Here is a 21,665-nt window from a genome sequence, read left to right on the forward strand (position 1 = left end):
CGCCACGATCGGCCGCGAATCGGAGAACCGGCTCCGCCGTGGACGCCCGTCCTCAGCCGTCGCCGCGCGCGGCCGGATCGTCGCCGGCGAGCAGGACGAGGTCGTCGACGCTCACGAGCCGCGTCGCCACCGCGTACTCGACGAGCCTGGCCCGACGGTTCACGGCCAGCTTGCCGCGGCCGCCGCGCAGCCCGTCGACGCCGATCTTGTCGAGCTTCTCGCACACGTTGTCGAGCTTGCGGTTGAACGTCGTCATGCTCCAGCCGAGGCGTGCCGCGGCCTCCGCGGAGGACGGCACGGTCGCCCGCCCGGCGCTCGGCTGCGAGAGCACGTGCTCGGCGAGCGCGACGATGAGCAGTCGCTGGCTCGTCGTGAGCGTGACCGGCAGGATCGTCGTGCCGCCGTCGGCGGGCGCCGCGGTGAGCGAGGTGTTGTAGAAGTCCTCCTCGGCGTGCACCGTGAAGTCGTACGTCGTCGCCCCGGCGCTGAACATGACGTGCACCGTCTTGAACACCAACGGCAGCTTGGCGCCCGGCGCCACCCAGGACTGCACGCTGCCCGTGGCATCCGACACCGTCGCGGACAGCAGTTGGCCGACGTTCGAGAGCCACCAGAGGCCGAACTCGCTCGAGAGGGTGAGGAAGGTGCGGTGCAGGTAGGGGTTGTCGTCGATCGTGAGGTCGGACTCGCGCCCGATGGTGAAGGTGCTCCCCGCCTCGACGGTGTACCACTCGCCGCAGTACTCCACGCGCAGCGGCCTCACGACGTGCACCCGGTCACCGCTTCGGACGTCTTGCTGCCGCGCTGGACCTGCACCTCGATGCAGACCGTCTGCCCCGCGGCGACCCCGTCGACGACGATCTCGGGCCCGTCGGCGACGGCCGTCGAGCCCGAACCGTCGGCGCGCTGCCAGCGGTAGCGGTCGCCGTCCTCGGCGCCGTCGTGGCGCACGGTGAAGACCGCGCGGCCGCCCGCCACCGTGCCCGGCTCCACCACGGGTGCGGGCACGCTCGCGGCGACCACCGCGTCCTCGGGCACTGCGTGCCCGTCGTCCGGGTCGGCCTCGGGGCCGCCGAGCGTGCCGCCGAGCAGGAGCGCCGCACTGACCGCCACGATGACCACGATGCCGGCGACGGCGGCGACGATCCCGCCGAGCGCTCGGCGGCCGCGCGCGGGGGTGGCGTCGGGTGTCTCGGCGGCGGTCGACGCCGGGACGTCCGCTCCCGCCGTCCGCCGGGCCGGGGCGATGACCGTGGCCCCTTCGACGGGATCGCCCGCCGACGCGCCGCTGCGTGCCGGCCGGATCACGGTGCCGTCGTCCACCGATGCGGAACCGAAGCCGGTCGACGGCTGGGCGTCGACCTCGCGGACGCCCCGCGCCTGCGTGGCATCCGCGGCCCCGACGGACGGGGGGACGATCCGACCCGGGGCAGCGGGCGCGGCGGCGGCCGGCGGCGGCACGGCGGCTGCGGCGACCGCCGGTGCGGCCCACCGATCCGGCCCGGGGATGCCGGCCTCGACGACCCGCACGGACCTCGCCCGCGTCGCGGGCTTGTCGTCCGCAGCAGGGGACGACGACGGCTCCTCGCGGCCGCCCGGCCCGCCGAGGTTCGGGACCTCGATGCCGGTCACCGAGTACCCGAGCTCCAGCTCGATGCGCTGCAGCGCGCGGCCGAGCTCGACCGCACTCTGGTAGCGGTCCTCGCGGTGCACGGCCATGCCGGTGGCGAGCACCGTCTCGAGGCTCGCGGGCACGTCGTCGCGGCCGATCGGCGTGATCCGGCCGCGCTCGATGCGGCCGATCAGGTCGAGCGGACCGTTCGAGCGGCCGGGCACCTCGAACGGCGTCCGTCCGGCCAGCAGCGTGTGCACGGTCGCGGCGAGCGCGAAGACGTCGCTGCGCGTGTCGGGGCGCGGATCGTCCTCGAACATCTCGGGGGGCGACCACGGCACGCTCATGCCGACCGCGGCGCGATCGGACCCCGTGCCGGAGCCCGTGGCCGCGGCATCCCCGGTGAAGCTCATCGTGTGGACCGGCAGGTCGCCCTCGAGGTCGGAGGAGATGCCGAAGTCGCTGAGCGCGGGCCATCCGTAGTCGTTCGTGAGGACGTTGGCGGGCTTGATGTCGCGGTGCAGGATGCCGGCCGCGTGCGCGGTCGCGACCGCACCCGAGAGGCGGATGCCGGTGCGCAGCGCGTCCTCGACCGACAGCGGCTGCCGCTTGTAACGCTCGGACAGGCTCGGCCCCGAGCAGTACTCCATGACGAAGTAGGGTCGTCCGTCGCCCGACACGTCGGCGTGGAAGATCGTGACGATGAACGGATGCGCCGACAGACGCGCCATGAGGTTCGCCTCGGCGACGAACTGGGCCCGCGTCGACGCGTCGATGTCGTCGGCGAGGAGCACCTTGACCGCGACCTTGCGCCGCGGCAGTCGCTGCTCGTAGAGGTACACGTCGGCGAAGCCGCCCGACCCGAGCAGGCCGAGGTGCGTGTAGCCGGGAAGCTCCGGCGGGGCGGCGGGCGGGCGTCGCATCAGCGCACCACCACCTGGATGCTCCAGCCGCCGCCGAGGTCGATGACGGTGTCGGGCAGCACGGGCGTCGCCTCGGACGGGCGCAGCCGCATCGGCGGCTGCCCCGGCGCGACGACCTGCGTGCCGTTGCGCGAATCGAGGTCGGTGACGACGGCGGTGCCGCCCTCGACGGCGACGCGGAGGTGGGTGCGCGAGATGTCGGGGTCGCCGGCGCCGATCACGACGGGGCGCGGGATGCGGGTTCCGCTCACCCGCCCGATCGACGGAGCGCGGCCGAGCACGAGTTCGCCGACGATGGGCTCGATGGACCCGTCGGGCAGGCGCAGGGCGAGCGACGGCGCGGGCGGGGCGGATGCCGCGGGCTCGCGCGCCGCGTCCGCATCGGGTCGCGACGGCGCGGCGGGACCCGCGTCGCGCAGTCGCCGGAGATCGGCGCGCGCGACGGTGAGACCGTCGTGGTCTCCGAGCGTCGCCGGTGCGGGCTGCGCCGGCGCCGGGCCCGACGTCGGGAGCGGCGGGGCCGCGGCGGGCTCGGCGAGCGCGGGCGGGGTCGAGCCGAAGTCGGGCGGCACGATCACGGGTGCTCGCGACCCCGGTGCCGCCGCCGAATCGGGCGCGGGAACACCGGCGGCCGGCGGGACGATCGACACGGAACGCTCGACGACCGGGCGCTCGATGCGGGGCCGCTCGGTCCGCGAGACGCCGACGATCGTGTCCTCCGGGACCATCGTGCGCTCGTCGGGCGTCGGCAGCGGCGTCGGCGTCGGCGTCGGCGGCGTCGTCTCCGGCTCGGCGTCCTCGACGTCGTCTCCGCCGAAGGCCGTCTCGCGATCCGCAACCGACGCGGGCGCCGACGCCCCGGCCGGGCCCGCCTGCGCCCGCGCCGCGCCGACGGGCCAGTCGACGACGGATGCCGCGACCACGCCCTCCACGACCGGTAGGCGGACGCCGCCGAGGTCGGAGGCCGCCCGTATCGCCACCCTGACGTCCGCCTCGCCGTCGGTCGCGCGCTCCTGCCACGTCGACACGCCCGCGCCGGAGACCTCGGTCTCGCCGAGGGTCACCGTGAGCTCGCCCCGCACGAGCGCCCGCGCTGCGCGCGTGGCGGGCTCGCGCACGACGAGTGCGAAGCTCGGCGCCGCGGTGATGCCCGAACCGGCGAGCCGGTCGATGACGTGCGGCGCGGCGCCGCCGTCGAGGTGCGGCCAGAGGGCGAGCAGGTCGGCGGCGCGGTCGGCCGGAAGGACGAGCAGCGCCTCGTCGCGCACCGCCGCGAGCCAGCGACCGCCGTGGTCGGGCAGGTACTCCGCCACCGTCATCCCCCGTTTCCGCGCGGCGTGGTCTCCTCGACCACCGCCGAGTCGTCTCCCCGGTCGCGCGTCGTGCCGTCCTCGTCCGCGGCACCGCCGAGGTCGGACTCCACCACGATCGCGCTCACGTTGTCGCGGGCCCCCGCCGCCAGCGCGGCATCCACCAGCTCGCCGGCCAGGCCGACCGCGTGCATCGAGTGGCCGGCCAGGATCCGCCCGATCTCGGCGTCGCCGACCTCCTTCGACAGCCCGTCGGAGCAGATGAGGAACACCTGCCGTCCGGTCGCCGGGATGAGCCAGACATCCGGCTCGACGTGCTCGTCCGCCCCGACGGCGCGGGTGATGACGTTCCGATCGGGATGCCGCTCCGCCTCATCCGGCCGGAGGAGCCCGGCGTCGACCATCTCCTGGACGGCCGAGTGGTCGACGGTCACCTGCTCCAGGCGGCGACCGTCCCAGACGTAGACCCGCGAGTCCCCGACGTTGAACACCATCCAGTGCACGCCGCGACCGTCGCCGGCGTCGACGAGCGCCACGCCGGCGACCGTGGTGCCCGCGACGGCCGTGCCCTCGTCGCCCTCGTCGGAGAGCGTCCGGACGACGTCGTTGGAGCTGTGGATCGCGTCGAGCACGCGCTCGGGCGTCGAGGGTGCGCCCTCGTCGAGGTGCCGGCGGAACGTGTCGACGACGGCCCGGCTCGCGGCGTCCCCGCGTGCGTGGCCGCCCATGCCGTCCGCGACGAGGTACACGGGCGGCTGCGCGAGCAGCGCGTCCTCGTTCACCGTGCGGACGTTGCCGACGTGGGTGCGGGCGCTGTGCGCGATCCGCGCCGACCCCGTCGGGATGGGCACGACACCGCTGCCGTCAGACGTCACGAGATCGGGTCCTCTCTGGGCAGGGCAGGAGTTCTCGCCGCAGGGGGCGCAGTCGCTCCACGCTAGCAAGCGTTCGCCCCGCCCGCGTCACCGCGGGACGAGGATGGGGACGGCGTTCAGCGCTGGACCGTCGAACCGTCGGGGTCGCGGTCGCGCTCGCCCTCCTCGGTGAAGTGCGGGATCTCCTCGCCGAGCGTGTGGCCGCGGCGGCGGGCGTCGAGGTTTGCCTTCACGACGCTCGCCACCGTCGCGACCGCCATCGCGCCGACGATCACCGCGAGCGAGGTCCACGTCGAGATGTCGGGAGCCCACTCGATGTGCTCGCCGCCGTTGATGAACGGCAGCTCGTTCTCGTGCATGGCGTGCAGCACGAGCTTCACGCCGATGAAGGCGAGGATGAACGCGATGCCGTACTTGAGGTACTCGAGGCGTTCGAGGAGGCCCCCGAGGAGGAAGTAGAGCTGTCGCAGGCCCATGAGCGCGAACACGTTGGCGGTGAACACGATGAACGGGCTCTGCGTGATGCCGAAGATCGCGGGGATCGAGTCGAGCGCGAAGATCAGGTCGGTCGTGCCGATCGCGACGAACACGATGAGCATCGGCGTGAAGAAGCGCCGGCCGTCGATCATCGTGCGGAGCTTGATGCCGTCGTAGTCGTTCGTGATCGGGAGCCGGCGGCGGAGCAGGCGGATGAGCGCCGAATCGCCGCCCTCGTCCTCGTGGTCGCCGAACGCCTGCTGCGCGGCCGTGTAGAGCAGGAAGGCGCCGAAGATGTAGAAGATCCAGCTGAAGTTCTCGATGAGCTGCGCCCCGAGCAGGATGAAGATCCCGCGGAGGATCAGCGCCAGGATGATGCCCACCATGAGCACCTCCTGCTGGTACTTCCTGGGCACCGCGAACCTCGACATGATGATGACGAACACGAAGAGGTTGTCGATCGAGAGGCTGTACTCGGTGAGCCAGCCCGCCAGGAACTGCGCGCCGTGCTCGGCGTCGCCGATGACGAACATCAGTCCCGCGAAGACGAGCGCGAGGGCGATGTAGAACACGACCCAGAGCGTCGACTCGCGGAACGACGGGACATGCGGGCGCTTGATCACGAGCAGGAGGTCGGCGACCAGGATCAGCGTCAGCACGACGAGCGAACCGACTTCGAACCAGACGGGCAGTGCGGTCACGGAGGGCCTTTCGGAGGGTGCGGCAAGGACCGAAAGTCTCTCCCCGCGCATCGGATGCGCCGCCACGACCGGAGCGGCATCGACGGCGCTCGTACTGACGATCGTGGCCCGGCGCCGTCACGGCACCGGCGGGATACTCCCCTTCGCTCGGACGAGTCTAAGGGACCGCGGCGCGAAACGACGAACGCCCTCGCATCATGATGATGCGAGGGCGTTCGCCTGTCATTGGTGACCCCAGCGGGATTTGAACCCGCGCTACCGCCGTGAGAGGGCGGCGTCCTAGGCCGCTAAACGATGGGGCCTCGCTGCGACGTGTTCGAGTATGGCATACGTTTCCGGCGCATTCCAAATCGAGGGCCGCGGGGCCGCTCGCCCGGGGGTCAGGCGAACACGCGGAGCGCGCCCGGGACCACCTCGACGTCGATCGGCAAGGGCCCCACCCGCTCCCCGTCCGCGTAGGCGACGATGTCCTCCGCCTCGAGCCGCACCCGGCTCGCGCGGAGGAACTCCACGGCGGGATGGTCGACATGCTCGCCCGCGAATACACGGGGGAAGACCCCGAGCAGGCCGATGCGCGACAGGGGATGCACGATGAACAGGTCGAGCAGGCCGTCGGCGAGGTCGGCGTGCGGGACGATCCGCATCCCGCCGCCGAGCGACGGCGTGTTCGCGACGGAGACGAGCATCGCCGCCTGCTCCCGCCGCGCGCCGTCGACGGTGATCGCGTACCGGCGCGGGCGGAAGGTGGCCAGTTCGCGCAGGAGCGCGATGGTGTACCGGCTCGGACCGCGCGGCCGCGTCATCCGGTTCGCCCGCTCGTTGACGACCGCGTCGAAGCCGGCCGACAGCACGCAGGCGAACCAGGTCCGGAGCTCCCCGTGCCGCAGCAGGCCGAGGTCGATCGCCTGCGGCGGTCGGCGGAGGGCCTCGACGAGGGCGTCGATGGCGGCCTCGGGATCGTCGTGCGGCAGGCCGAGGGCGCGCGCGAGGTCGTTGCCGGTGCCCGCGGCCACGAGCCCCATGGGGACCTGGCTGCCCGCGAGCACGTTGACGCCGAGCGAGACCATGCCGTCGCCGCCGACGACGACGAGCCCGTCTGTGCCGGCCTCGAAGGCGGCCTGCACCTCGAGGCGCAGCAGTTCGAAGTTGTCCGCGCGCAGCACGGTCACCTCGTAGCCCTCCGCCTCGAGCCGCCGGGCGGCCGCCGGGCCGATCGCACGGTTGCGGCCGAACGAGGCGCTCGGATTCACCGCGAGCAGGAGGCGACGGGGGCCAGGCGACATGCTGCGATCATGGCAGGCAACCCGGTTGCGCGCACGACGTGCGACGGTGTTGGCTCGGAACATGCGCGTCACCAAGCTCGAACATGCCGCCCTCGTCGTGGAGCACTCCGGCGATCGGCTGTTCGTCGATCCGGGGAAGTTCACGACCCCCATCACCGAGGCGGCGGGCGCGCTCGCGGTGGTCATCACCCACCCGCACGACGACCACTGGACCCCGGAGCAGCTCGGGCGCATCGGGGACCGCAGCCCGGGCGTCCGGTTCTTCGGCCCCGAGGGCGTCGTCGCGAAGGCCGCCGAGTCCGGCATCGAGGTCGAGCGGGTCGCTCCGGGTGACGCCGTCGAGGTCGGGCCCTTCCGCCTGCGGTTCTTCGGCGGGCGTCACGCCGTGATCCACCCGTCGATCCCGGTGATCGACAACGTCGGCGTGCTCGTGAACGACGCGCTCTACTACGCCGGCGACTCGTTCGACGTGCCCGACGGGGTCGAGGTCGACGTGCTCGCCGCCCCGGCCGGCGCACCCTGGATGAAGATCTCGGAGTCGATGGACTACGTCACGGCGGTCCGTCCGAAACGCGCGTTCCCCACGCACGAGATGGTGCTCTCGCGCGCCGGGAAGGACCTCTCCAACGCGCGGCTCGCGTGGGCGACGGAGCAGGGCGGCGGCGAGTACCTGCCGCTGGAGCCGGGCGACTCGTTCGACCTGTGAATCCACGGATGCCGCGGCATCCGCTGTCGGTCTGATACAAGCCGCGGGCGGGCCGCACCGTCGCGATTGGCGGGTTCCGCCCAACTTCCGCGGAGTGCGTTGACGCCGTCACGAGACCTCTGCCAGATTCATGCCACTTTCGGCCGCGACGGAGCGTCCGTGGGCCGGAGGTCGCGGTCAGGAGTCTCCGACGGGTCGCGAGTGGCGACGCCCCGCGCACCCCGGCGTCGTCGATCCTGCACCCACGCACACGGGCGCCTCGGCGCGCCCGCAGACCCAGGAGACTCGATGACGAGAACCGACCCCGCCGTGCACCGCCACGGCCTCGGCGTGCGGATCGCCGCCGCAGCGACGACCATCGCCCTGATCGCCCTCGCGGCGTTCTTCCTGCTCACCACCGACACGATCTCTGCCGGAGCCAGCCGGCTCTCGGACGGCGCGGGCCGAGCCGACGCGGGCTCCGCGGAGCTCTCGGCCGGCGCGGAGACCCTCGCCGCGGGCGCTCAGGAGCTCCGCAACGGCGCGGCCGCCGCGGCGGACGGCGCCGAGACCGCCGGCACCGGCGCCGAATCCGCAGCGGCCGGGGCGGCCAGGCTCCAGGCGGGCGCGGCGTCCGCGCAGGCCGGAGCGGTCGAACTCGCCGACGGGGCCGCCCGCAGCGCGACCGGCGCAAGCGACGCCGCGTCGGGCGCCGCGCGCGCCGCGAACGGCTCCGCCGCACTCTCCGACGGCATCAGCCGTGCCGATGCCGGTGCGGCCCGAGTCGCCGCGGGCGCCGGCACGGCAGCGGACGGCGCCGCACGCCTCGCGGACGGTGCGTCGCAGCTGGCCGGCGGCGTCGCCGCGCTCGCGGACGGCGGCGATGACGTGGAGGCCGGGGCGGCCGCGCTCGCTGCCGGCCTCGGCGCGGCGGTCGGGGCCGAGGGGGTCCCGCTGCTCGTCACCGGGACCGGTGAGGTGGCGACGGGGGCCAAGGGCGTCGCCGACGGCAGCGCCGCCATCGCGAGCGGCAGTGCGGCGCTCGCCCAGCAGCTCGCCGCCTGGCACGGAGCACTCGTCGACGCCGGCGCGGACGAGGCGTCGATCGCGAACGCGCTCGCGCTCTCCCAGGCCGCGCAGCGGCTCGCCGGTTCCGCGGGCGCGGTGTCGACCGGAGCCGCCAAGGTCTCGGCCGGCGCTCAGGCGACGTCGGCCGGGACGCAGTCGCTCGCCGCGAAGCTGGACGTCGCCGCAGCGAAATCGGGCGAGCTCGCCGCGGGTGCGGCGACCCTCGACGCGAAGCTCGACCTGGCCGCGTCCAGCGCGACCACCCGGAGCGCGAAGTCGGCCGAGCTCGCCGACGGCGCCGCCCGGCTGAAATCCGGAGCGGCGGACCTCCGCAACGGCACGTCGACGCTGGACGTGAAGGTCGACGAGCTCGTCGACGGCACCAGCCGGCTGGCGGCCGGCACCGCCGAGCTGGCGGCCGGGGCGCAGCGGCTGTCGAGCGGTGCGAGCGGACTCGCCGTCGGGAACGGCTCGCTCGCCCAGGGCGCGACCGACCTGTCGACCGGGCTCGACGAGCTGGCTGCCGGGTCGGCCGAGCTCGCGGCGGGAACGCGGACGCTCTCGGACGGCACGATCGAGCTCGCCGCCGGAGCGGACACCCTCGCGGCCGGTGCCGACGAGCTGCGAGACGGCAACGGCCGGCTGGCGGTCGGCTCCGCCGAGCTCGCCGCGGGCACGCAGGGCGTGTCGCCGGGAGCACTGCTGCCGTGGATGCTGGTGTTCGGTGCGCTGACGCTCACCGCCCTGGCGGTCTGGCTCGTGCACCGCATCCGACACGGGCGCACCGCGCCGGCCACGGCCTGACCGGACCGACGGCCCGACCTGACGGGGGCACGGCGCGCGTCGCGCCGTGCCCCCGTCCCGCATCGGGGTCAGCCGCTCAGCCGCCCGGGCCGTCGTTGCCGCCGCCCCCGCCGTTGCCGTTGCCGTTGCCGTTGCCGTCGTTGCCGCCTGCACCACCGTCGTTCCCGCCGTCGCCGCCGGGCGGCTCGGACGGCGTGCCCGGCTGGGGCGACGGCTCGTCCGACGCGGGCGGGTCCGGCTCGACGAGCCGCCCGTCCGGGAAGGATCCGGGCCCGGCGACCGGGCCGAGCCCGGCCATCGTGAACTCACCGCCCCCGTACTTGGCCGACGCGACCGACATCACCTCCGGCCACATCCGGTGACGCGCGGTGGCCGCCTGCCCGGTCGCGAAGTTGATCCCGCGCTGGTTCGCGTCGCCGTTCACGCTGACGACGGCGACCGCGGTCGCGACCTCGGTGCTCGCGCCGACCATCCACGTGTCCTTCGCGCCATCCGTCGTACCGGTCTTGCCGATGAGCGGGACGGAGGGCACGGTGTTCGCGTTCGAGACGGTCGCGGTGCCGCCGGTCATGACCCGGTTCATCGCGGTGTGCATCGCCGCGGCGACGGGCTCGGGGACCGACTGCGTGCAGGTCGACTTCGGCGGCGGGATCTCCTCGCCGTCCCGACCGGTGATGCGGTCGATGGCGATCGGGGTGCACGTCCTGCCGTTGTTCGCGATGCCCGCGAAGGCGACCGCCATGGAGAGCGGCGCGACCTCGTTCGTGCCGATGACCGACGACGGTCCCTGCACCAGCGTGTTCCCGTCGGCGCGGTGCACGCCGAACGCCTCGGCCGTCTTGCGGATGCCGCAGAGGTCGAGCTTCTTCGCCATGCCGATGAATCCGGTGTTGATCGACCCGATCGTCGATTCGAGCGCGCTGTAGTTCGCCCCGGACTCGTTCGCATCGTTGCGCGGGTTCCAGTCGCCCGCGAAGTGCGGCCCGAGGCAGCTGTCCTGGAAGGTGCCCCAGTTGCTCTTCGGCCGCGAATCGACCCGTTCGGCGAGTCCGTGGCCCTCCTTCAGCCATTCCGCGAGCGTGAACACCTTGTACGAGGAACCGGGCTGGAAGCCGCGCGAGCCGCCGTAGTCGAAGTCGGTGTTGTAGTTGATGCTCGTGTACTGCGGCCCGCGCGCGAGCACGTTCGGGTCCTGGCTGTACGCGCGGTTCTGCACCATCGCCAGCACGCGGCCGGTGCCGACCTCGACCGAGCTGATCACGCCCCCGACGTCCCAGCCGGGATACGTGGCCGGAACGTGCGCCGTCACGGCCTTGTACGCGGCGGACTGGAGTTCGGCGTCGAGCGTCGTGTAGACGTTGTACCCGCCGCGGCGGAAGTTCAGCATGCGGGACGCCTCGTCCTCGCCGAAGACGGGGTCGTTCTGGAGGATGTGCGCCACGTAGTCGCAGAACCACGCGCTGCCGCCCGCGGTCTGGCACCCGGTGCTCGGCTCGGTGATCTTCGGCTCGACGGGCGTCGCGACCGCCTCGTCGTACTCCTCCTGGGTGATCTTCCGTTCCTCGAGCATGCTCTTCAGGATGTAGTCGCGCCGCGCATGGTTCGCGGCGTACCCGTCCGCCGCGCCGTTCGTCTCGTTGTCGGGCTGGTCGAGCCGGAACTTCGACGGGTTGTTGACGATGGCGACGAGCGACGCCGCCTGCGCCAGCGACACGTTCCTCGCGGTCGTGCCGTAGTAGTAGTTCGCGGCGGCCTCGATTCCGTAGACGGTGCCGCCGAAGCCCGCGATGTTCAGGTAGCCGAGCAGGATCTCGCTCTTCGAGTACCGCTTCTCGACCCCGATCGCGAGGCGCATCTCCTTGAGCTTGCGATCGATCGTGGTCTCGGTGACGGCGTCGTAGCAGCCGTCCTTCTCCGCCTCGTCGGCCGCGAGCCGCTCGCATTCCTGCACGCGGACGTTCTTGACGTACTGCTGGGCGATCGAGGAGCCGCCCTGGGTCTCGCGCCCGCTCGCCGTCGTGACCGCGGCCCGGATCGTGCCCTGGAGGTCGACGCCGTTGTGCGCGTAGAACCTCGGGTCCTCCCCCGCGATGGCCGCGTCCTTGACGTACTGGCTGACCTCATCCCACTCGACCTCGACCCGGTTCTGGTCGTAGAACGAGGCCATCAGGTGCGGCTTGCCGTCCTTGCCCGTGTAGTAGATGTTGCTCTTGACCGACAGCTCGCCGATCTGCAGGTAGCTCGGCAGGTTCTCGAACAGCGAGATGGTTCCGGATGCCGCGACCCCCGCCGTGGCGATGGCGGGCGTCACCGCGGCGGCGACGAGCAGTGCGGCGGCCGTGCTGACCGCGACCAGGCCGAGGAGCCCGCCGAGGACGCCCCCGAAGGTCCGCGACCGGGTCACCGCGCGTTCGTGCGTGTCGCCGTACATCATCGAACCAACCCCGACCTTCTCGCGCCGCCCCACGAGACCGGTAGTAGGGAGCCGGCCTCCTCGACGTCGGATTCCATCGAACCTCAGCGCTTCGCGGTTGGCAAGCGGGCCCGGCGCGCGCCGCACCGATCGATGCCGGATCGCGACGGGCCTCGAACGAGCGGTCCGGCTTCCGCGCTCGAGTTCGTGGACGCGATCGCCGGCTGACGCCCGGACCTGCGCGATCCGGCGGCCGGCCCGCCGGCGGGACCGAATCACGCGATCGAGGTGATGCCGTCCCGCGGACTTCGGGCTTCGATCGACCTCGGGGGCCGTGCGTCCCCGCACCCGACGAGTCCGGTGGAAACGAGGAGCGCATGAACGACCAGGTCCGGCCCGGCTACCGCACGCCGATCCCCGCGAAGATCACGACGCCCGACCGGGTGTCGACACGCATCGGCGAGCTGCGGTTCGTCGACGGCGTGCCCACGCTCGAGACGGCGGCGACGTTGTACGACCACCTCGACTTCCTGCGCGGCGTGGAGACGTTCCTGAACGCGTTGCCGGCGGCGTCGCTGGAGGGGCTGCGCCGCGGGCTCGCCGACCAGGGGATCGACGCCGCCCACAAGGCCGGCATCACCGATCGCCTGATGGACGCCGACCCGCTCTTCCTCACGGGCAACACCGACACGGTGTACGCGATCTCGATGCTCGACATCGAGCGCGACGGCCCGACCGTGATCGAGGTGCCGCCGGGGTGCGGTCCCGGAACCGTCGACGACGCCTGGTTCCGGTTCGTCGTCGATCTCGGCGCGCCCGGCCCCGACCGGGGCGCGGGCGGCACCTACCTGATCGTTCCCCCCGGCTACGACGGTGAGCGGCCCGAGGGCTGGTTCGTCGCCGAGAGCCCGAGCGCGGTGAACCTCGTGATCATCCGGGGCTTCCTCGTCGACGGCGCGCCGGATCACTCGACCCGGCTGTTCGAGTCGGGCGTCAGGGTGTACCCGTTCTCGACCCGCGACGATCCGCCGGCGATGGAGTGGGCGTCGCTCTCGGGCAGGGTCATGAACACGGTGCACGCCAACGACGTGAGCTTCTACGACGAGATCGATCACGTCATCCAGAAGGAGCCGCTCGGCGTCATCGACGACGAGACCCGGGGCCTGCTCGCCTCGATCGGCATCGTCAAGGGCTCGACCTTCGCACCCGACGAGCGGATGCGCGGCATCCTCACCGACGCCGTCGCCGTCGGCAACGGCACCGCGCGTTCGCTGGTGTTCCGCGCGCGGGAGCGCGAGTTCTTCCTCTACGACGACCGCATGTGGGTGAACCCCATGCCCGGCGGCGACCACCGCTTCCGGCGCGACGGCGGCAACGGCGGTCGATCCCTCGACGCGCGCACCACGTTCTTCTACGTCGCGACCGTCAACACGCCCGCGATGGCGCTGAAGATGGTCGGCAAGGGCTCGCAGTACGCGCTCGCCACGGTCGACTCGACCGGTGCACCGTTCGACGGCGCGAAGCCCTACCGACTGCGGCTGCCGGCCGGTGTCCCGGCCGCCGACTTCTGGTCGATCGTCGCCTACGATCCCCAGACCCGCTCCGAGCTGCAGACCGGGCAGCACCTGCCGAGCCGCAACAGCAGGCGCGACGCGCTGCAGTACCGCGACGACGGCTCGGTCGACATCCTCTTCGGACCGGACGAGCCGGCCGAGCTCGCCTCGAACTGGGTGCAGACCGTGCCCGGCAAGGGATGGTTCGTGCTGCTGCGCCTCTACGGCCCCCTCGAGTCGTGGTTCGACGGGTCGTGGAAGCCCGGCGACATCGAGCCGGACGCCGCATCATCGGCGTGACGCTCCGCATGCGGTGAACACCGTGACGCCGACGTCCTCATCATCGCGAGGAGCCCTCGTGGGCGTAGTACGGCCAGGGCAGGAAGCGGCGCTCGCCCCGTCGGTCCGGGCCCTCGAGCGATAACTCGCCCGTCGCAGCCCATTCGACGCCACGCGGGAACATCCGGATGAACTCGATCCGGCGGAAGGTGTCGATGTCGTGCCCGATCGTGATCGTGAAGGAGCGGCCCGCGCCGTACTCGTTGATCCACGCGATCGGCTGGTCGGTGTTCATGCCCGGCAGCGCGGCGACGCCCTCCGCGGGGATGTCGACCGGGTAGTGCGGCATCGGCCACATCGGCGCCTGCTCGTACGACTCGAGGTGTCGAGCTGTGCCTCGCCCCAGGGGCGGGGCCGGAGCCCGGTCTCCCAGGCGCTGAGCTTGGCGCCGCGCATGACGTTGTACTCCTCCGGGTATCCCCAGGAGTCCTCCTGCGCGGCGGAGCCGTGGAACCAGACGATGCCCTTGCCGTCGTCGTGCACGAACTTCAGCAGCGCGGCATCCGTCTCGGCGCCGAAGCCGATCGCCCGATCGTGGTAGCCGTCGCGACCCTCGAAGACGACGATCACGACGTCGTACTTCTCGATGATCCCTGCCCCGAGCCCGTGTGGATCCTCGACCACGCGGACGCGGAACCGCCCGGTGTCCTCCAGCAGCGTCGTCAGCCACACGTTGTGCTGGCGGAAGCTGCGGAACTCGTTGTCGTGCTCCCGGGTCATGTGGCCGGAGAGGATGAGCACGTTCAGCTGATCGGTCATTCGATGCCTCCTCCGGTGAGCGCGCGCTCCGAGGAGAGGATGGGATCGAGGACGTGCTGCATCTCCCACCCGTTCAACATGACGCTCGTGGCCGGGTGCGGCGTGAAGTCGCTCTCGACGACGATCCAGCCGTCGTAGTCGCACTCCCGGAGGGCGCGGACGAATCCGGTCGAGTCGACCAGCCCGTTCGACTTCTACGAGGAGCAGGTCGGGCTTCGGGTCCAGTCGCGCGCGAACGGCAAGGTCTACCTGCGCTCGTGGGGCGACTACTACAACTACTCGCTCGTCCTCACCGAAGGCCCCGAGCCGGCGATGAACATCATGGCGTGGCGCACCTCCAGCGCGGAGGCCCTCGATGAGGCCGCGAAGCGCGTGGAGGCCGCCGGCGTCACCGGCGAGTGGATCGAGTCGGGTCACGGCCACGGTCGCTCGTACCGCTTCACCGGCCCGTGGGGCCACACCATGGAGCTCTTCTGGGAGGTCGAGAAGTACGAGGCTCCCGAGGAGTTCCGATCGGTCTTCCCCGACCGCCCCGAGAAGCGCACCCAGCACGCCGTCGGCCTCCGACAGCTCGACCACGTCACCGTCGCCGCATCCGACGTGCGCGCCTTCACGCAGTGGTACCGCGACGTGCTCGGCTTCCGCATCATGGCCTACACGACCCTGGACGACTACCCCGTCACGGTCTTCGGCGTGATCACGACGAACGAGAAGTCGCACGACCTCGGCGTCGTGCTCGACAGCTCCGACCGGCCGGGTCGCGTCAACCACTACGCGTTCTGGGTCGACTCCCGCGAGGAGCTCCTCCAGGCCGCCGACGTGCTCATGGAGCGCGGCACGCACATCGAGTACGGCCCGTCGATCCACGGCGTCGGCGAGCAGAGCTTCCTCTACTTCCGCGACCCCAGCGGCATGCGCATCGAGTGGAACACCGGCGGGTACCGCAACTACGTGCCCGACTGGGAGCCCGGCGAGTGGAAGCCGTCCACGGGTTCGAACAACCTCTACCGCAACGGCGCCATGCCCATGTCGATGACCGAGTCCTTCCCGCCGGACCCCGGCAAGCCCACCGCCACCGAGGAGGGCATCGTGCCGGGCACCGAGGAGGCGATCCTCAACCCCTACGCGGTCCAGGGTCGCGGCTGAATCGTTCGGACCGGGATCGGGCCCTCCCTTTCGCCGATCCCGGTCCGATCGCACCTTCCGGTCCGGGCGCGGCATCCAGTCAGCACGGACCGCGCCGGTCCGCCACGATGGGACACGATGCCGACGTTCACCGGGCCGGAATGGCTGCTCCTCGCCGTGGCCGCCTTCGCGGTCGGGGCGGCCAAGAGCGGCATGCCCGCGCTCGGCCCGATCCCGGCCGCGATCTTCGCATCGTTCCAGCCCGCCAGGGCCTCGACCGGCGCGGTCCTCGGCCTCCTCCTCGTCGGCGACCTCATCGCGGTGCGGATGTACCACGCCCACGCCGACTGGAAGATCCTCCGCCGACTCCTGCCATCCGTACTCGTCGGAATCCTCGCGGGCGTCGTCGTGCTCTGGGCCGCGAACGACGAGGTCGTGCGCCGCATCATCGGTGCGACCCTCCTCGCGGCCCACTCGGGGGGTTCACCACCATGATCGCGAACGCCGCCGGCCCCGTGATGACGCTCTACTTCGTCGCGTCCCGGCTCCCGGTGCAGGCGATCCTCGGCACCGCTGCGTGGTTCTTCCTCATCGTCAACACGATCAAGCTGCCGTTCTCGGTCGGCCTCGGGCTCGTGACCTCGGAGTCGCTGCTCCTCGACCTGATTCTGGTGCCCTCGCTCGTGCTGGGCGCCTTCGGCGGTCGGATGGCGGCCGGCCGCATCTCGCAGGCATGGTTCGAGCGCGTCGTGCTGCTGCTCACCTTCGCGTCGGGGATCTACCTGCTCCGGTGAGCGCAGGCGTCGCACCGCCCAGCACGATCCGAACGCACTGCTCAGCCAACCGATCCCGGACACACGAAAACCCCCGCCTGAGCGGGGGTTCTTCACTGCTGGGGTACCTGGACTCGAACCAAGAACAACTGAAGTCGATCGCGGCGATTCGGCACCGGCCCGCGAGGGCGGAATTCCGCGGGATTCCGCGGATCTCATAGGCCCCAGTGTACGTGCTGCTACGGAGTGATGCGGGCCGAATCTGGTCTCCGAGGGCGTTTCTCGGTAGGTTTCTGGTCACCTGCCTCGGACGCCCACCACCTCGGGGGTGTGTTCGTCTGTTCTCCGGCCTATTCGCCGAGAAAGAAATCGATCGCCGCGAGCGGGCCGTCCAGGTACATCGACGTCCCGCCCATGATGCGCGGTTGCGCGTAGTTCGGATTCGGCACGACGTGCCCGCCACCCTCCACGGCGAACAGCACGACGGGTGCGTCGCCTGTGTACGTCGTGCGTGTGGCATCGGAGTCGCCCGATGCCGCGGTGTTGGTGAATGTCTCGGTCACCGGTTGCATCGTGTCGCCGTTGCGCTCCCCCAGGTATGCGGCGGTATCGTCCGCGGACCTGACGTTGCCGAGCCTGGTGCCGAATGCGCTGGCTTCTCCACCTGTGAACGGGTTGATGGGGTCGCTGGTGCCGAGCACGATCATGGTCGGCACGGGTGCACCAGCCCACTCGCACACGTTCGAGTCCTCGGCCGGGTAGGCGGCGGCGAAGGCAGCGATGCCCTTGACGAGGTCGGGAGCCTCGGTCGCGAGTCGATACGCGAAATGTCCACCGTTGGATAGTCCGGTCGCGAAGACCTGCTCGCGGCTGGTGCCGTGTTCCTCTGCGAGGCTGTCGACGAGCGCGCGGACGAACGCGATGTCGTCGATGTCATCGAGACGGGCAGCATATGGCGTCGCGGCCCGACAGTCGTGCCAGGTCTTGCCGTAGCCCTCGGGGTAGAGAGCGATGAAGCCGCGCTCGACCGCGAGCTCGTCGAAGCGGTACCCGGTCGTGGCACGCATGGTTGCGGCATCCATGTTCGATCCGTGGAATGCGAGCACGACTGGTGCGTCTGCCGGCAGGTCGGCCGGGATGACGGCGAGGTATTCGCGCTGCATCCCATCGACCTCGATCGTGCCGCGTTCAACCTGGGCATCGAGCTCCGGCTCGCTCGGTGTCGGGGCGTAAAGGAACCACGCTCCGAGGGCCCCGACGACCAGGATCAGCCCGCCGACGATAGACCCGGAGATGATCATGGCCTTGCGCAGGCGCGGGCGTCGCCGAGCCTTCGGTGTGGTTGCGTCGGTGTCGCTCATGCGAACTCCTCTCGAATCCGTCCGAGGTCAGACGGACGAGCTTGCATGGTGCCGGTGCAGGAACCACACCGGTCGGCCGTAGTCCTTCTGCAGCAGCGGCCAGAACGCCCACCAGATGAGGAGTGTCGCGCCGGCACCGGCCAGGAGACCGAACAGCGCGTCCGAGAACCAGTGCGCGTTGATCAGGGTGCGCTGCCAGAGCATGCCCACCATGATGAATCCGCCGATGACGCCCCAGACGATGCGCAGCATGCGACGCTCAGAAGGAATGAGCGCGAGTACGCCGACGGCGAGGACGGCTGCGGAGATGGCATGGCCCGAGGGGAAGGACCCGTGATCCGTGTGGAAGAGCGGGCCGAACAGCCCGAGGGATTCGTCCACGGCAGGGCGCGGGCGATCGACCACGTTCTTCATCACCTGCGAGTAGACGCCGACGCCGGCCAGTTCTGCCGAGAAGAAGAACAGGGCGGATCGCCAGCGGCCCACGATCGCCAACACGGCCGGGAACAGGATGACGGTCACGACGTGCCCGGGGATCTCTCCGAGCTGCTGGAAGAACATCGCGAGGGGCTGACGGTACGCAACGCTGTCGGGCGATGCTCCGACCAGGGTCCGCCACGCGTCGTCGATCGGCTGAGTGAAGGGCGCATCCGCATCGAGCGCGACAAGCACCCCCATCGCGATGAAGAGGCCGGTGAGGCCGACTGCCCACCACAGCAGCAGGGCGGGCCGTCGCGAGGTCGTCGCGCGCGGAGTGGTGGAGATGGACGTCGTTGTCATTCGAGCTTCCTTGTTATCGGGAGTGGGAAGGGGGCGAGTGCATGCGGGTCGGCGCTGGAGCGCCGGCCCGTGGGATCCTCAGTCGGACTGCTGCGTCTCGAGGACAGCGAACAGTACGGTGTGGACCCGGTCACGGAGTGCGTTGCCGACACCGATCGGGTCGTCGTCGACGGCGGCGCGAATCGTGGCGGCGCCCGCGCTCGGGTTGAGGACGGTGAGCATCAGATCGTTGCCGTGGAGGGCGGCCTGGACCGGGTCCATCCATGAGCCCAGCACGGCGTCGGTCGAGACGAAGCCGTCGAAGCCCCACTCGCCACGGAGCACCTCCTGCAGGAGCTGCTGATCACCGCCGGCCCATACGCCGCCGATGTTGATGAACGACGACATCGCACCCGAGACACCCGCCTCCTTGACCGTGATCTCGAACGGGCGCAGGTACAACTCGCGCAGAGCCTGCTCGGAGGCGAACACGTTGATGCCGGATCGCGCGTTGACCTCCTGGTCGTTGAGCACGAAGTGCTTCATCGTGGTGGGAACGCCGTTGTCTTCGGCGCCTGCCGCCATCGCGGCGCCCATCTTGCCGCTGATGAGCGGGTCCTCTGAGAAGTACTCGAAGTCGCGACCGCCCATCGGAGTGCGGTGGAGGTTCATGCCGGGTGCGTACCAGACGTCGACACCTGCCGCCTTGGCCTCAGCGGCGACGGACTCGCCGACGGAGTACGCAAGCTCGTCGTTCCACGTCGAGGCGATCACGATCTCGGACGGGTACCGCGCGGCGTCGATGGGGCTGAACAGGGAGTTCAGTCCGGCGGGGCTGTCGAGCAGGGTGATGGCGGGGATGCCGAGGCGCTCCACGGCCACGGTGCGGTACGCGCCGTACGAGAACAGGTCCGCCTGCTCGCCGACGGTGAGCTGGTCGAGGAAAGCGTGCCACTGCGGGTCGTCGTAGTCCAGGCCCGCCAGGTCGTCGAGCACCAGGTCGTTGTCGGCACCGTAGGTCGGGGCATCCCCCGTCGTCACCGGTTCGAGCTGCGGGTTCATGAGCGCGAGCAGCTCATCCGAGGCGAGGGTGTCGCCAGCCGGTGCGGTCGGGTAGGTGGCGTCCCAGTCGTCGCGCGACAGGAACGTCAGGTCGCCCTCGACGTAGTCGAAGCGGCTCGCCAGGCTCTCGCCGGTGACCTCGTCGCTCGTGTAGACGGCGTCGGCGGCGACCTGGCTCGAGAACGTGTACAGCGGGCTGTGCACGTCGGTCGACACCGAGATGTCGTACGTGCCCTGCTCGAGCACATATGCGCCCGCGGCGGTGTCCCACGATGACATGTCACGCGTGGCGAACGACACGGTGACGGTCTCGGAGGCGCCGGGCTCCAGGAGGGAGGTCTTGGCGTACCCGGCGAGTTCGATGGCGGACTTCTCGATGCCGCCGGGCGTGTAGGGAGCGGAGAAGTAGACCTCGACGACGTCCTTGCCTGCGACGTCGCCGGTGTTGGTCACCCTGACCTCGACCGAGATCTCATCGTCCGAGACGACCGGCTGCGCGGCATCCCACTGGAATGTCGTGTAGCTGAGGCCGAAGCCGAAGGGGTACTGCACGGTCTCGTCATACGCCGCGTCGTCGTGGTACCGCGTCTCGTAGTAGCGGTAGCCGACGTAGATTCCCTCTTCGTAGTCGAGGAACGCACGCCCGACATTGTCGTACGTGTGGTTGCCGAGGTTCTCGGTTGCCGGCGCGGATTCCACGTCGTAGGCGTAGGTGTCGGTCAGGCGACCCGACGGGTTGACGTCACCGCTGAGCACCTTCGCGAGCGAGACCGTGCCGCGCGGGCCGGGGGCGCCGATCCAGACCGCGCCCTTGATCTCGGGGTACTCCTCGAGGAAGCCGAGCTCGAACTGGTTGCCCGCGTTGATGACGACGATCACGTTCGGGATGCTGGCTGTCACGACATCGAGAAGGTCGGTCTGCTCCGCCGTGAGACGGAGTGACTCCACGGTGAGGTCCGCGGTCTCGGCGCCGAGCTCGCCGACGACGACGATGGCGGTGTCGGAGTAGCCGGCGGCCTGAGCCATGACGTCACCGGTCAAATAGTCGGGAGCAGGTTCGCCGTCGTCGCCACCCGCCACGAAGTCGAGGATCTGCACGAATGCGTTCTCGGCGCCGTCGGCGTGCTCGGCGCCCGCCTGCTCCATCGTCGCGTAGAGCTCCTTGTTGTACTCCACACCCTGCGCCTCCAGGGCCTCGTAGAGTGTCGGCGCGCCGGCGTTGGCGGCGCCACCGGAACCGCCACCCCCGAGCTGGATGTTGAAGGAGGCGAACGAGAAGACGTTCACCTTGCCGCTGGTCAACGGCAGCACATCGCCCTCGTTCTCGAGCAGCGTGATCCCTTCGTCGGAGATCGCCTCCGCCACCGGGCCTGCGGCCTCGCGGGCGGCCGCGGCCTTGGCCGTGTCGTCGGTGAACGGGATCGCGGTCAGCCGCGCGATGCCGGCGACGTAGGGGGCGACCAGCACGACGACTGCGGCAACGGCGACCGCGGCGAGGCCCCATCCGATGAGGCGACGCGGCCGGTTCTTCACCCGCCGGTACGCGCGCGCACGACGCCTGGCTTCCCGGCGCTCGGCGCGGGTCATCCCCGCGCGCGCTGCTTTGCGCTCGGTCTTCGCCGCCGCCTTCGCCTCGCGCGCCGCAGATCGGTCTGCGGCTTCGGCGGTCTTGCGGTCCGCCGGACTCATCGCCTTCAGTTCGGCACGGCGCGCCTTCTTCGCCGCCCTCTCCTCGGCCACCCGCGCTCGGGCCTCTACGCGGATCTCCTTGCGTGTTGCCATG

17 protein-coding genes, 1 tRNA gene and 1 pseudogene are annotated in these 21,665 nt (G+C 71.1%); 6 read left to right on the forward strand and 13 right to left on the reverse strand.

Going from position 1 to position 21,665, the window contains the following annotated elements; all coding sequences use genetic code 11:
• Positions 1-52: 52 nt before the first annotated feature.
• From ACQ393_RS03765 to ACQ393_RS03795, 7 genes are all read right to left on the reverse strand, one after another.
• On the reverse strand, positions 53-763 hold the full coding sequence (locus ACQ393_RS03765; RefSeq protein WP_430645805.1) for a hypothetical protein: 711 nt from the start codon (positions 761-763) through the stop codon (positions 53-55).
• Complete coding sequence (locus ACQ393_RS03770) at positions 760-2,535, reverse strand: protein kinase domain-containing protein (protein ID WP_430645486.1); 1,776 nt, start codon at positions 2,533-2,535, stop codon at positions 760-762. Before ACQ393_RS03770 ends, ACQ393_RS03765 begins: the two co-directional genes overlap by 4 nt.
• The gene (locus ACQ393_RS03775; protein ID WP_430645487.1) at positions 2,535-3,854 is read right to left on the reverse strand and encodes an FHA domain-containing protein; all 1,320 of its coding nucleotides are present in this window, start codon (positions 3,852-3,854) and stop codon (positions 2,535-2,537) included. The genes ACQ393_RS03770 and ACQ393_RS03775 overlap by 1 nt, the downstream gene beginning before the upstream one ends.
• The gene (locus tag ACQ393_RS03780; protein ID WP_430645488.1) at positions 3,851-4,720 is read right to left on the reverse strand and encodes a PP2C family protein-serine/threonine phosphatase; all 870 of its coding nucleotides are present in this window, start codon (positions 4,718-4,720) and stop codon (positions 3,851-3,853) included. Before ACQ393_RS03780 ends, ACQ393_RS03775 begins: the two co-directional genes overlap by 4 nt.
• Before the next feature lie 116 nt (positions 4,721-4,836).
• Positions 4,837-5,949, reverse strand: a complete 1,113-nt coding sequence (locus tag ACQ393_RS03785) for a TerC family protein (RefSeq protein WP_430645489.1) — start codon at positions 5,947-5,949, stop codon at positions 4,837-4,839.
• Between the two features lie 175 nt (positions 5,950-6,124).
• Positions 6,125-6,200, reverse strand: a tRNA-Glu gene (locus tag ACQ393_RS03790).
• A gap of 78 nt (positions 6,201-6,278) precedes the next feature.
• Positions 6,279-7,181: a diacylglycerol/lipid kinase family protein gene (locus ACQ393_RS03795; protein ID WP_430645490.1), complete on the reverse strand. Its 903-nt coding sequence runs from the start codon at positions 7,179-7,181 to the stop codon at positions 6,279-6,281.
• Positions 7,182-7,242: 61 nt separating this feature from the next.
• Between ACQ393_RS03795 and ACQ393_RS03800 the strand changes: the two genes are divergently transcribed.
• On the forward strand, positions 7,243-7,887 hold the full coding sequence (locus ACQ393_RS03800; protein WP_430645491.1) for an MBL fold metallo-hydrolase: 645 nt from the start codon (positions 7,243-7,245) through the stop codon (positions 7,885-7,887).
• Positions 7,888-8,175: 288 nt separating this feature from the next.
• Positions 8,176-9,738: a hypothetical protein gene (locus ACQ393_RS03805; protein ID WP_430645492.1), complete on the forward strand. Its 1,563-nt coding sequence runs from the start codon at positions 8,176-8,178 to the stop codon at positions 9,736-9,738.
• A gap of 76 nt (positions 9,739-9,814) precedes the next feature.
• Here the strand turns inward: ACQ393_RS03805 and ACQ393_RS03810 are convergent, their stop codons facing one another.
• Positions 9,815-12,172, reverse strand: a complete 2,358-nt coding sequence (locus ACQ393_RS03810; protein WP_430645493.1) for a transglycosylase domain-containing protein — start codon at positions 12,170-12,172, stop codon at positions 9,815-9,817.
• A gap of 356 nt (positions 12,173-12,528) precedes the next feature.
• On the opposite strand from ACQ393_RS03810, the gene ACQ393_RS03815 reads away from it, so the two are divergent.
• Positions 12,529-14,004 carry a DUF1254 domain-containing protein gene (locus ACQ393_RS03815; protein WP_430645494.1) on the forward strand — a complete coding sequence of 492 codons (1,476 nt, stop codon included), beginning with the start codon at positions 12,529-12,531 and terminating at the stop codon, positions 14,002-14,004.
• 40 nt (positions 14,005-14,044) lie between these two features.
• Here the strand turns inward: ACQ393_RS03815 and ACQ393_RS03820 are convergent, their stop codons facing one another.
• Positions 14,045-14,332 (reverse strand): ThuA domain-containing protein, encoded by a 288-nt coding sequence (locus tag ACQ393_RS03820; protein ID WP_430645495.1) that lies wholly within the window; start codon positions 14,330-14,332, stop codon positions 14,045-14,047.
• The gene (locus ACQ393_RS03825) at positions 14,275-14,802 is read right to left on the reverse strand and encodes a hypothetical protein (RefSeq protein WP_430645496.1); all 528 of its coding nucleotides are present in this window, start codon (positions 14,800-14,802) and stop codon (positions 14,275-14,277) included. The genes ACQ393_RS03820 and ACQ393_RS03825 overlap by 58 nt, the downstream gene beginning before the upstream one ends.
• A 192-nt stretch (positions 14,803-14,994) precedes the next feature.
• Between ACQ393_RS03825 and ACQ393_RS03830 the strand changes: the two are divergent.
• The 3 genes and pseudogenes from ACQ393_RS03830 to ACQ393_RS03840 all read left to right on the forward strand — a co-directional run.
• A pseudogene (locus ACQ393_RS03830) lies at positions 14,995-15,948 on the forward strand (VOC family protein); the annotation flags it as partial.
• A 117-nt stretch (positions 15,949-16,065) separates the two neighbouring features.
• Positions 16,066-16,422 (forward strand): TSUP family transporter, encoded by a 357-nt coding sequence (locus tag ACQ393_RS03835; protein ID WP_430645497.1) that lies wholly within the window; start codon positions 16,066-16,068, stop codon positions 16,420-16,422.
• Positions 16,419-16,721 (forward strand): TSUP family transporter, encoded by a 303-nt coding sequence (locus tag ACQ393_RS03840; RefSeq protein WP_430645498.1) that lies wholly within the window; start codon positions 16,419-16,421, stop codon positions 16,719-16,721. Before ACQ393_RS03835 ends, ACQ393_RS03840 begins: the two co-directional genes overlap by 4 nt.
• A gap of 329 nt (positions 16,722-17,050) precedes the next feature.
• On the opposite strand, the gene ACQ393_RS03845 is transcribed toward ACQ393_RS03840, so the two are convergent.
• The 3 genes from ACQ393_RS03845 to ACQ393_RS03855 all read right to left on the reverse strand — a co-directional run bounded on the left by ACQ393_RS03845 (position 17,051) and on the right by ACQ393_RS03855 (position 21,664).
• On the reverse strand, positions 17,051-18,061 hold the full coding sequence (locus ACQ393_RS03845) for an alpha/beta hydrolase family esterase (protein ID WP_430645499.1): 1,011 nt from the start codon (positions 18,059-18,061) through the stop codon (positions 17,051-17,053).
• A 27-nt stretch (positions 18,062-18,088) separates the two neighbouring features.
• Positions 18,089-18,841 (reverse strand): phosphatase PAP2 family protein, encoded by a 753-nt coding sequence (locus ACQ393_RS03850; RefSeq protein ID WP_430645500.1) that lies wholly within the window; start codon positions 18,839-18,841, stop codon positions 18,089-18,091.
• A gap of 78 nt (positions 18,842-18,919) precedes the next feature.
• Positions 18,920-21,664, reverse strand: a complete 2,745-nt coding sequence (locus ACQ393_RS03855; protein WP_430645501.1) for a glycoside hydrolase family 3 protein — start codon at positions 21,662-21,664, stop codon at positions 18,920-18,922.
• Between the last annotated feature and the right edge of the window lies 1 nt (position 21,665).

Origin of the sequence: Agromyces sp. GXS1127, from assembly GCF_050565425.1 — a bacterium.
In the GTDB taxonomy this organism is placed as follows: Bacteria; Actinomycetota; Actinomycetes; order Actinomycetales; family Microbacteriaceae; genus Agromyces.

Excerpts from the sequence above, each read along its gene's own strand:
- ACQ393_RS03810 (WP_430645493.1), bottom strand. The coding sequence starts at position 12,172 with ATGATGTACGGCGACACGCACGAACGCGCGGTGACCCGGTCGCGGACC.
- ACQ393_RS03805 (WP_430645492.1), top strand. The coding sequence starts at position 8,176 with ATGACGAGAACCGACCCCGCCGTGCACCGCCACGGCCTCGGCGTGCGG.
- ACQ393_RS03845 (WP_430645499.1), bottom strand. The coding sequence starts at position 18,061 with ATGAGCGACACCGACGCAACCACACCGAAGGCTCGGCGACGCCCGCGC.
- ACQ393_RS03815 (WP_430645494.1), top strand. The coding sequence starts at position 12,529 with ATGAACGACCAGGTCCGGCCCGGCTACCGCACGCCGATCCCCGCGAAG.
- ACQ393_RS03850 (WP_430645500.1), bottom strand. The coding sequence starts at position 18,841 with ATGACAACGACGTCCATCTCCACCACTCCGCGCGCGACGACCTCGCGA.
- ACQ393_RS03775 (WP_430645487.1), bottom strand. The coding sequence starts at position 3,854 with ATGACGGTGGCGGAGTACCTGCCCGACCACGGCGGTCGCTGGCTCGCG.
- ACQ393_RS03800 (WP_430645491.1), top strand. The coding sequence starts at position 7,243 with ATGCGCGTCACCAAGCTCGAACATGCCGCCCTCGTCGTGGAGCACTCC.
- ACQ393_RS03795 (WP_430645490.1), bottom strand. The coding sequence starts at position 7,181 with ATGTCGCCTGGCCCCCGTCGCCTCCTGCTCGCGGTGAATCCGAGCGCC.
- ACQ393_RS03825 (WP_430645496.1), bottom strand. The coding sequence starts at position 14,802 with ATGACCGATCAGCTGAACGTGCTCATCCTCTCCGGCCACATGACCCGG.
- ACQ393_RS03785 (WP_430645489.1), bottom strand. The coding sequence starts at position 5,949 with ATGCGCGGGGAGAGACTTTCGGTCCTTGCCGCACCCTCCGAAAGGCCC.
- ACQ393_RS03835 (WP_430645497.1), top strand. The coding sequence starts at position 16,066 with ATGCCGACGTTCACCGGGCCGGAATGGCTGCTCCTCGCCGTGGCCGCC.
- ACQ393_RS03840 (WP_430645498.1), top strand. The coding sequence starts at position 16,419 with ATGATCGCGAACGCCGCCGGCCCCGTGATGACGCTCTACTTCGTCGCG.
- ACQ393_RS03770 (WP_430645486.1), bottom strand. The coding sequence starts at position 2,535 with ATGCGACGCCCGCCCGCCGCCCCGCCGGAGCTTCCCGGCTACACGCAC.
- ACQ393_RS03820 (WP_430645495.1), bottom strand. The coding sequence starts at position 14,332 with ATGCCGCACTACCCGGTCGACATCCCCGCGGAGGGCGTCGCCGCGCTG.
- ACQ393_RS03855 (WP_430645501.1), bottom strand. The coding sequence starts at position 21,664 with ATGGCAACACGCAAGGAGATCCGCGTAGAGGCCCGAGCGCGGGTGGCC.